The 9,993-nt window shown below is 70.2% G+C and carries 8 protein-coding genes; 3 read left to right on the top strand and 5 right to left on the bottom strand.

What is annotated here, in order from left to right; all coding sequences use genetic code 11:
• Window positions 1–413 precede the first annotated feature (413 nt).
• The 3 genes from QMG61_RS17075 to QMG61_RS17065 all read right to left on the bottom strand — a co-directional run bounded on the left by QMG61_RS17075 (window position 414) and on the right by QMG61_RS17065 (window position 3,441).
• Window positions 414–1,376 carry an MvdC/MvdD family ATP grasp protein gene (locus QMG61_RS17075; protein ID WP_283495535.1) on the bottom strand — a complete coding sequence of 321 codons (963 nt, stop codon included), beginning with the start codon at window positions 1,374–1,376 and terminating at the stop codon, window positions 414–416.
• Window positions 1,377–1,445: 69 nt separating this feature from the next.
• On the bottom strand, window positions 1,446–3,116 hold the full coding sequence (locus QMG61_RS17070) for a zinc metalloprotease (RefSeq protein ID WP_283495534.1): 1,671 nt from the start codon (window positions 3,114–3,116) through the stop codon (window positions 1,446–1,448).
• Between the two features lie 25 nt (window positions 3,117–3,141).
• Complete coding sequence (locus QMG61_RS17065; RefSeq protein WP_283495533.1) at window positions 3,142–3,441, bottom strand: hypothetical protein; 300 nt, start codon at window positions 3,439–3,441, stop codon at window positions 3,142–3,144.
• Between the two features lie 419 nt (window positions 3,442–3,860).
• Here QMG61_RS17065 and QMG61_RS17060 point away from each other — a divergent pair, with 419 nt between their 5' ends.
• Entirely contained in the window at window positions 3,861–5,018 is a 1,158-nt protein-coding gene (locus tag QMG61_RS17060) for an aminotransferase class V-fold PLP-dependent enzyme (RefSeq protein ID WP_283495532.1), read from the top strand.
• Here QMG61_RS17060 and QMG61_RS17055 read toward each other — a convergent pair.
• Window positions 5,015–7,051 (bottom strand): ADP-ribosylglycohydrolase family protein, encoded by a 2,037-nt coding sequence (locus QMG61_RS17055; RefSeq protein ID WP_283495531.1) that lies wholly within the window; start codon window positions 7,049–7,051, stop codon window positions 5,015–5,017. The two genes, QMG61_RS17060 and QMG61_RS17055, sit on opposite strands and share 4 nt — an antisense overlap.
• Window positions 7,052–7,431: 380 nt before the next feature.
• On the opposite strand from QMG61_RS17055, the gene QMG61_RS17050 reads away from it, so the two are divergent.
• Complete coding sequence (locus tag QMG61_RS17050) at window positions 7,432–8,052, top strand: NUDIX hydrolase (protein WP_283495530.1); 621 nt, start codon at window positions 7,432–7,434, stop codon at window positions 8,050–8,052.
• A 218-nt stretch (window positions 8,053–8,270) separates the two neighbouring features.
• On the opposite strand, the gene QMG61_RS17045 is transcribed toward QMG61_RS17050, so the two are convergent.
• Window positions 8,271–9,164 carry a LysR family transcriptional regulator ArgP gene (locus QMG61_RS17045; RefSeq protein WP_349358722.1) on the bottom strand — a complete coding sequence of 298 codons (894 nt, stop codon included), beginning with the start codon at window positions 9,162–9,164 and terminating at the stop codon, window positions 8,271–8,273.
• Window positions 9,165–9,236: 72 nt separating this feature from the next.
• On the opposite strand from QMG61_RS17045, the gene QMG61_RS17040 reads away from it, so the two are divergent.
• The gene (locus QMG61_RS17040; protein ID WP_283495536.1) at window positions 9,237–9,866 is read left to right on the top strand and encodes a LysE/ArgO family amino acid transporter; all 630 of its coding nucleotides are present in this window, start codon (window positions 9,237–9,239) and stop codon (window positions 9,864–9,866) included.
• The last annotated feature ends 127 nt before the right edge of the window (window positions 9,867–9,993 follow it).

Below are 9,993 nucleotides of genomic sequence, written 5' to 3'. Positions count from 1 at the left end.
GTGACAAAACAATGTCAGGGCCAGACCGGCCGACGCATCGAGACAAAGACAGCCGAAGCGTCAGACAAGCTCTGAGTCAGACCACCCTGACCCCACCAACCATCATCACTGACAAGCTCGACCACCGGGGTCGCGGGGGTCTCGGTGATTGAGCTTGTCGAAATCACGATGAGGCGATCTCGGGGTCGCGGGGGTCTCGGTGATTGAGCTTGTCGAAATCACGGGGGTCTCGACAAGCTCGACCACCGGGTCGCGGCGGTCTCGGTGATTGAGCTTGTCGAAATCACGGTGAGGCGATCTCGCGGGGGGCGCGGGGAGGGGTCTCGACAAGCTCGACCACCGGGCTCGACCACCGGGCTCGACTACCGGGGGCGGGACTCGAGCTGCGCGGCGGTCGGGCGTCGGAAGCCGGGTCAGCCGGTGCCGGCGTGGTCTCGGTCGTGGCGCTCGAGGCTCGCCGCGATGGCCTGCGGCACCGGCTGGCCGGTGCGGTCGCTCGCGAAGAGGTATTCGCCGCCCGGGTTCACCTCGAGGAAGACGTGCTCGCCGTCCGGGGTGACCCTAAAGTCCGAGGCGCCATAGGCGAGGCCGAGCCTGGCATGCAGGGCGAGCAGCGCCGCCGCGACGTCGTCGGGCAGCTCGTACGCGTTGAACTCCGCCGAGCCGATGCCGAGCCGGTAGTCGGTGCGGTACTCCGGTTCGGAGCGGATCGAGGCCGCGAAGATCTCCTGCTCGACCACGATCACCCGCAGGTCGAGGTCGGCGGGCACGAACTGTTGGAAGGTGACCGGCGCGTAGCGCACGTCGTCGATGTGCGCCCGGTCCTCGCGGGTGACCAGCGCCGTCGACCGCGGGGCCTCGGCGATATTACGGAATGCCTTGCGAATGACACTGCCCTCCGGGCGTTCGTCGACGAAGGCCGCCGCGAGCAGCGGATCGTTCGTGATCAGGGTCTCCGGCACGGACAGGCCCACCTCGCGGGCCACCTGAAGCTGACGGATCTTGCGCTGGCCGGCCTCGTCGGCTGCCGGTGGGTTCATCCAGAAGCACTCCATCGCGTGCCACAGGCCGGTGAGCGCCTCGGTGCTCTCCGACCAGGCGAAGAGCCGGCTCGTCGCATCCGTGAGGGCAGGGTCGAGCCCGATCGGGCGAACCCGCCGGTACCAGACGGCACCGATGTCGGCCAGGTCGATCTCCGGGTGTCCCGAGGGAGTGAACGAGAGACGGTCGGCACCGCCGGGGTCGGCGCTGAACCGCACGTCGAGCTGGGTGCGCACCGGGAAGTCCGCGATGTCGAACACGGTGGTCGGCCGGGTGAGGTGCTCGAGCACCCGCTCGACGTGCGCGTTGTCGGGAAAGCTGACGATGAGAATCACGACGCGCGCCCGCCCACCGCCGGGACACAGACACGCTGTGTCCCGGCGGCAGTCACGGAGCGGCCGGATTCAACCGAGGAGAGCGATGACCTGGGCATAGACACCGGCGAGCTGTTGCCAGCGGGCAACATCCGCGGCGGTGAGCTGGCCGGATGCGGCCGCACTCGAGTAGTCGGCGAGGATGCCGCCGAGCTGCTGAGCGATGCCCATCAGAGAACTCATTCCGCCGCCGGCCGGGGTCTCCTCCGGCACGTCACGGCCGGTGCCGATCACGAACGGCGTCGCACCGCCGCCGAACTGGCCGCCCAGCTGGCCGCCGAACGGACCGGTGTAGGGCGGATCGCCCAACGGACCCGGGTCGATCGGCCCGATTTCGCCGCCCAACTCCTTGACGGGGTCGCGGAGCTGCTTGGGGATGTCGTCGACGAAGTCCTTGCCCAGGTCTTTCGGCCGGTCCTTGACCAGGTCCTTCGGCTTTTCCTTGATGCCGTCCTTCGGCCGGTCCTTCACGATGTCCTTGGCGAACTCCTTCGGGTTGTCCTTGATCAGGTCCTTGGGCCTGTCCTTCACGAGGTCCTTCGGCTTCTCCTTGAACCCGTCCTTCGGCAGATCTTTGATCCCATCCTTCGGCAGGTCCTTGATGAAGTCCTTGGGCTGGTCCTTGATGAAATCCTTCGGGTTGTCCTTGATGAAGTCCTTCGGGTTCTCCTTGATGATGTCCTTCGGGTGGTCCTTCGGCAGGTCCTTCACGAACTCCTTGACCGGCTTTCCGATGCACGGTCCGCTGACCCCGATGCTCGAGCGCGGGCCGTCGAGGGCGGCCTGCATCCGGTCGACCTGGCCGCCGGTGAACATGAACATGGCCCGGTCGTCGGTGTAGTCCATGTAGTTCATGAACAGGTCGCCGTCGGGTCCATTCGAGCAGGACGGATGCGGGAATGCCGGCGCCCCGTAGTTCGGCCCGGCCTGGTTGGGCGTGTCGGCCACGAAGTCGCTGCCGGAGCATCCGTTGCCGTCGTCGCCCCAGATGTGGCGCAGGTTGAGCCAGTGGCCGATCTCGTGAGTGGCCGACCGCCCGAGGTCATAGGGCGAGGCGGCGGTTCCCGTGTTGCCGAACCCGGTGTGCACGAGCACCACCCCATCGGTGGCGGCCGGGCCACCGGGGAATTGCGCGTAGCCGAGCAGCGACTGGCCCGTGCCGCTGCGCAGATTGCCGCACACCCAGAGGTTGAGGTACTTGTCCGACGGCCACGGGTCTGCCCCACCCGTGGCGGCCGACTTCACGTTGTCGGTCGAGGAGGTGAAGGGCGTCGTCGTGGTGGAGGTGCGGGTGATGCCGTCGGTCGGGTTGCCGGACGGGTCGGTCGTCGCGAGCTTGAAAGTGATTCTCGCGTCACCGATCAGCGGCTGGAAGACCGGGGGCGTGGAGGACTTGTCGGCGTTGGTCGCCCGGAAGTCCGCGTTGAGCACGGCGATCTGACTATCGATCTGGGCCTGCGACACGTTTTCCGCGGCGTTGCGGTAGACGACGTGCACGACGACGGGGATCTGCGTGCATCCGGTGCGGAGTGCCACTCCCGCATCTAGCACTCGGGCGGTGCGGTTCTCGATTTCCGCGCGGGCCTCGGCGTAGCCCTCGACGGTGCGCATCAGGCGTTCGTTGACCTCGCTGGTGCCACACGAGCGTCGAGAGGGTAAATCGTCTTCGGTGATCTCCGGATCTTTTTCTTTGACAGCCATTTCTGGCCTCCTTCACTTCAAGGAGTCAGGCCGGTCGCAGCTCCAGATGTTTCGCGTCTGCAGCCAGCACCTCATATCGCGCAGTCCCGTCGGGACTGCGCAGGGCGAGGACGGTGCCATCGAGTCGCCAGCTGCCGTCGGCGGTCGTGCCCCGATCATCCGGACCTGGTTGTCCGGTGAGGGCGCTGCCATCGGCGCGCAGGGTGAAGGATGTCCGTCCGCGGGATGGCGGGAAAGGGTAAGCCTCAGGTCGGTAGACCTGAGCCCCGTCGCGGCTTTCTTCGTGGGAATGGATCCAGACGCCGACGAGGTCATCGCGATTCATGGCGTCCTCCCCGGCTCTGTGCACATCGGGATCTGGCTGTGCCCTGCGAGGCGCCGACGCACATCCGCCGTCTCATCCCTGGCGGCTACGGGCCAGTGTAGCCCCGGGTTTTCGGGCCGACAATGGCCCGCGCGGTGATTGAGTGCGCGGTGATTGAGCCTGCGGTGATTGAGCCTGTCGAAATCACGGCGGGGCGGTCGCGGGGGTCTCGGGGCTCTCGACAGGCTCGACCACCGGGTCGACGGGACGGGCTCGGAGGTCGCGGGGTCTCGGTGATTGAGCTTGTCGAAATCACGACGGGGCAGGCTCGGGGGTCGCGGGGGTGTCGGGGGTCTCGACAGGCTCGACCACCGGGGACGGCGGGGCAGGCTCGCGGGTCTGGCGTGGCGGGATGCCGGGGCGAGGATTAGCTTGTGGGCATGACTGGTCTTGCGGAGCATCCGTCGTCGCTCGACATTCGAGACGCCCGCACCCTGTACCCGGCCACCGAATCCCAGGCCTACTTCAATACGGCCGCGGTCGGGCTGGCGAGTCGGCGGATGGCCGCGAGCTACCACTCCTTCATCGCGGACTGGACTTTGGAGGGCCTCGACTGGGTGCGCGGCGACGCGGCCGCGAACGCGACCCGGGCAGTCGTCGCCGGGCTGATGGGCGCGGACCCGGCGGATGTCGCGCTGATCGCGTCGGTGTCCGCGGCGGCCGGACTCGTGGCATCCCAGTTCGGTGTGGCCGAGAGTGGCCAGAGCATCGTCGTCGGCGAGCGCGAGTACAGCTCGAACTACTTTCCCTGGCGCCTGCTCGCCCGGAAGGGCTATGACGTGCGGCTCGTGCCGTTTCGCAATGGCGGGGTCGAGCCGGATGACATCGCCCTGCACCTGGACGGCGGCACCCGACTCGTCGCGGTCAGCGCCGTGCAGACCGCGTCGGGGCACCGGTCCGACCTCGCCGCCATCAGCGGGCTCGCCCACGAGGTCGGGGCCGTGTTGTTCGTCGACGGCACCCAATGCGTCGGCGCGATGCGGATTGCCGAGCAGCTCCCCCACGTGGATGTGCTCGTCGCCCCCGACCACAAGTATCTGATGAACGCCGGCCGGGGCGTGGGCTACTGCTACCTCTCCCCCGCGATGCAGGCCCGGTTCACGCCGACGAACGCGGGCTGGCGGGCCGGGGCGGAGCCCTACGCGAGCTTCTTCGGGCCGACCATGGAGCTCTCGGAAACGGCCTCCCGGTTCGACTCCTCGATCAGCTGGCTGGCCGCCATCGGCGACGAGGCGGCCGTGTCCGTGTTCTCCGACTTCGGTGCCGACGCCATCTTCGCCCGCAACGCCGAGCTGGCCGACACCCTTCGCTCTGCCCTCACCGAGATCGGCTGGGCGCCGCTCGATCTGCCGCCGGCCAACCGGAGCACGATCGTGTCCGTTCCGCTCGGCGACACCGACTCCGGGCGTCTCATCGGCGAGCTCAAGAGCCGCGGGATCGCCTGCTCCACGCGCGACGGCAACCTGCGGATGGCGGTGCATTTCTACAACCACGAGGACGACATCCTCAGGCTCACGACCGCGCTGACGAGCCTCTAGCTCCGCCCGCTTCGAGCCCGCGGCATGAGCGCCTCGATGAACGCGGCGTTCGGGTTGGCGTGCGGCAGGACTGCGATGACCTCGCGGAGCGCCCGTTCCATCGGCACGCCGCGGTGCCGGGCTGCATAGAGCGCGCCGATCGTGGGGGTGCGACTGATCGCCTGCACGCAGTGCACGAGCACGGTGCGGCCCTCGGCCCGCAGCGCCGCGATCGCGTCGACGGTGTCCTCGAGCACAAAGGCGAGGTTGGGGTTGGCCCGCGGATCGACCTCGTCGATCAGCCAGACCGCCACCCGGTTCTCCACCCGGATGCGATCGGGCACCTGGGCCCGCCCCACCGGGCAGAGCGACACGACGGCGTCGATCTCGGCTGGGAGCTTGTCGAGGGCGCCGACCGCGCCCAGCCAGACGCCGTCGTCGTGCGGATGCCGAACGAGGCTCGAGATGTCGCCCGAGGTCGCGTAGGCGAGCCGGCCGGCGGCGGGCCAGGTGGAGCTGGCGCGGTCGCGGCGCGGGCGGCGGTCGGGCACGGCCGGGTCGCGGCGGTTCCGCGAGGCGGGGGCGGTGCCGGTCGATGGTCGGGCGGCGAGGCCGGGCGCTGCGGCTTCCGCTTCAGCCGGGGCTGGGGCCGGGGCTTCGGCTGGGGCTTCGGCTTCGGCTGGGGCCGGGGCTACGGCTACGGGTACGGCTACGGCTACGGCTACGGCTACGGCTACGGCTACGGCTACGGCTTCGGGTCGTGCCGGGACCTGGCCGGGGGCCTGGGCTTGCGCGAACCGACGGTCGGGCACGGCCGGGTCGCGACGTTCCGGGTCGACGCGGGCAACCGGGTCTGGCCGGCCGCCGGTGGCGCGGGCGGCGAGAACACCGAGGCGTACGAGCTCGTCGGCGCGGAGGCCGGGCCAGCCGTGCACGATCCGCCGCCATTCGGCCGGCACCGCGGATGCCCCGTAACGGGCCCCGACCAGGCCGCCGGCGATCGCCGCGACAGTGTCGGTGTCGCGTCCACCGCGAACGGCGCCCTCGAGGGCGTGGCGAAGGTGATCGGCGGGCGTGGCCCTCGTGGAGCCAAACCCCGGGCGGGCGGACTCGGTGATGGCCGACCAGGCTCCCTGCAGGGCCTCCACGACCCAGCCGTTGCGGTCGAAGTCCCGCGGGGCGCCGGCCTCGGCGGCGACGAGGCGGGAATCCCAGAGCTCGCGCCGGTCCGCGGGCAGTGCGGCGAGGCCGGCACGCACGTTCAGTTCGCCCGAGAGCACCGCGTGCCGGATCGCCAGGCACCAGAGCACGCAGGCGTCGCCGGCATCCGGGTCGACGTGGGTGAGGTCGCTGATCGCGCGCGCGGTCTCGGCGAGCCCGGCCGCGTCGTCAAGGAAGGCGAGGGCCACCGGCGCGGTGCGCATGAGCGAGCCGTTGCCGCCGCTACGGCCGTGCCGGTCGTGGTGGGCCTGGGCGACCAGGCGCACCGCGGATGCCGCGCCCGCGTGTTGCGGTCGGGCAGGGTGGGCCGGGTCGGCGTGGTCGGGGTCGGCATGCTTTGCAGTTTTGGCCTGCTCGGAAGGGTTAGCAGGGCCAGCAGGGTCGGAAGGGTTGGCAGGGTTGGCCCGCTCGGAAGGGTTGGCCCGCTCGGAAGGGTTGGCCCGCTCGGAAGGGTTGGCATGGTCCGGGTCGGCTCCCCCATCGCGCGCCTTGGTCAGATTCCGGTCGGTGCGGGAGAGCACCGCGCGCAGCTGGTTGCCCACGTCGGGTGCGGTGCGCGCCCAGTCGATCCACGCGGCCACGATCTCGTCGAGCACCGATTCGTCGCGGAGGTCCTCGCCGTCGGCGATCGCCCGGATGATCGGCACGGCCATCGAGGTGTCGTCGGTCCACTCGCCGGGCGCCCAATCGAATCCGCCGCCGCCCTTCATCGTCACGTCGGCACCAGAGAGGAGCGGCGGCCCGAACTCGTAGCCGGCCCCGAGCGCGTCGCCGCAGGCCGTGCCGAGCAGCACCCCGGCGGCGCGGTCCAGTTGCGCGGACGTGAGTTTCATGTGGTTCCCCCAGCGAGCTTCGTGACGGGACGAGCCCTGCCGAACCATGGCGGGCACCTGACGACCTGTTGTCGGATGCCGGATGCCGGATGCCGTTCAGGCTCAACTCCCCCACGTCGAGACTAGGGCCGAGCGGGGCCTGCCTGCGCCTCCGCATTCGAGGGGCAGCGTCGCTCCGCTCGCAGGGAGGGGCTGAGTTTCGTAAAAAGCACCCTCGCGCGCGACGCGAGGGTGCCATGTCCGCAACTCAGCGGCGACGACGGCCCGACGGCTCGGGAATCGGCCCACGGCGGCGGCCACCGCAATGGCGACATCCCCCAGGCCATCGCCACGCGGCATCCGCTCCACCCGCCATAGATCAGACCTGCGACAATTGCCGTATGAGCGACCATCGCGACTCCCCCGTCACACCCCTGGCCGACTACCCGCACCCCTCCGTGGCCGTGGACACGGCCGTGCTCACGGTGCAGGTCAACGCGCTCTGCGTCGTGCTCGTGCAGAACGAGCGCGGCTGGCGCCTGCCCGGCACCTTCGTGCACGAGGGCGAGACCCTCGCCGACGCCGTGCTCCGCTCGCTGCGCGACAAGGCCGGCATCGAGGGACTGCGCCCGCGCCAGTTGCACGTGTTCGACGCCCCGGACCGGGATGATCGGGGCTGGGTGATCTCGGTGGCGCACCTCGTGGTGGTGCCCGCGGCATCCGTGCCCGCCGGCGCGCTCACCCCGTGGGATGCCGCGCACGGGCTGGTCTACGACCACGAACAGATCCTCCGGCTGGCGGTGAACACCGTGCGCGCCGAGTACGCCGCCGCGGCCGACCCCGCGCGCCTGCTCGGGCCCGAATTCACGCTGCTCGAGCTGCTGCGCCTGCATGAGAGCGTCGCGGGCGAGCGGCTCGGCAAGGACACCTTCCGCCGCCGGGTGCTGCCCGACCTCGTCGAGACGGATGCCTACCAGCCCGGCAAGGTCGGCAAGCCGGCGAAGCTCTTCCGGCACCGGTGACGCGCGGGGCGGTGGCCGACGACGCCGCCGGCGCCGCCTGGCGCCGCCCCCGTGAACTCGCGGCGCGCGTTTGGGAAGCGGGCCCGCGGTCTACGGCGCGCCCGCTTCCCCGACGCGGGCCGCGACGTGGAGACGAGCGCGGCACCACGGGCGCGCGGCGGGCGAGCGGCGGGCGAGCGGCGGGCGAGCGGCGGGCGCGTCGAGGGCGCCCGGCCCGCCTACGGGTGGAGGCTGGCGGCGGCGACCCGGCCAACGGCATCCGTCACCTGGTCGAGCAGGCGGGAGGCGATGTTCCAGCGCTGCCAGTAGAGCACCACGTCGGTCGGATGCCCCGGCGCCAGCTCCACGAGCCGGCCGTCGCCGAGCTCGGTGAGGCACTGCTGCTCGGGAAGCAGCCCCCAACCGAGGCCGAGCACGACCGCACGGGCGAAGTCGGCCGAGGTGGGGATGTGGTGACGCGGGACATCCGTGGCCCGGCCGCCGATACCGCGCAGGAAGCGGTGCTGCAGGTCGTCGCGGCGGTCGAAGTTGACCATGGGCGCGGTGTCGAGGGCGCTGGTGCCGGGGACACCGCCGAGCCAGGTGTCGACGAACCGGGGGCTGGCCACGGCCCGGTAGCGCATCGAGCCGAGCAGCACCGAGCTGCAGCCCTGCACCGCCTCGGCCGTGGACGTGACCGCGGCCATCACTGTGCCCGAGCGCAGCAGCGAGGTGGTGTGCTCCTGGTCTTCGCGGTAGATGTCGAAGACCGCGCCGCTGTCGGCGGGCACGGCGGCGAGCGCGTCGAGGAACCAGGTGCCCAGGCAGTCGGCGTTGACCGCGAGCGGAAGCGAAGTTCGCCCACCCGGCTGCAGGCCCGCGCCGAGCTCGGTGGCCACGTCGCCCTCGAGCAGCTGCACCTGTCGGGCGTGGCGCAGCACGATGTCGCCGGCGGCGGTCGGGATCACCGGGTTCACCCGTTGGATCAGCACCTGGCCGGCCGCCTGCTCCATCGCCTTGACCCGTTGCGAGACCGCGGATGCCGTGACCCGCAGCCGCTGCGCTGCCGCCTCGAATGTGCCCTCCTCGACGAGCGCGACCAGGGTGTGCAGGTGGTCCAACTGGAATGCCATCATTAGCCTCGCTTAGGTATACTTCGAAACTTTAGCTGTACTGCATCCGAATTGTCTCCTACGGTGGCCACTATGAACCTCGCCGCCACGCTCCTGCCCGCCCTTCTCGGGTTCGGCACCGGGCTGGCCCTGATCGTGGCAATCGGCGCGCAGAACGCCTACATCCTCCGGATCGGGATCGAGGGGCGCACGCGCACCGTCCTGCCGGCGGTGCTGATCTGCTCCGTCTCGGATGCCGTGCTCATCTTCGCGGGGATCCTCGGCATCGGCATCCTCGTCGAACGCACTCCCGTGGCCCTGATCGCGCTCCGCATCGTCGGCGCCGCGTTTCTGCTCGCCTATGGAGTCTTCGCCACGGTGCGCACCTTCAAGCCGAAGGCGCTGGTGGCAAAGTCGTCGCCGATCCCGATCGGCACGCGGGCCGCCGTGGCGACGATCCTCGCACTCACCTGGCTGAACCCGCACGTCTACCTCGACACGCTGATCTTCCTCGGCTCGGTCGCCAACCAGCAGGGCGAGTCCGCGCGCTGGTGGTGGGGCGGCGGCGCGATCACGGCGAGCTTCGTCTGGTTCTTCGGCCTGGGCTTCGGCGCGCGCTACCTGCGCCCGTTCTTCGCCCGGCCGAGTTCGTGGCGCATCCTCGACGGTTTCATCGCCGTCGTGATGCTCTCCCTCGGGGTGCGGATGGCGCTCGGGGTGTAGTGTGTTTTGTCAACTTGAAGCCGGCCATTTCAGCGCTAATTAACCGGCCAGTTCGGCACCGTTTCCGGCCAGTTGAGCAGGGCGGCCTGAACGGCCGGTTTTTGGGCGGCCCGGGCTATTTCATGAG

The organism is Cryobacterium sp. PH31-AA6 (assembly GCF_030063195.1).
Classification (GTDB): domain Bacteria; phylum Actinomycetota; class Actinomycetes; order Actinomycetales; family Microbacteriaceae; genus Cryobacterium.
This window is presented reverse-complemented; position numbering and strand designations above follow the sequence as displayed.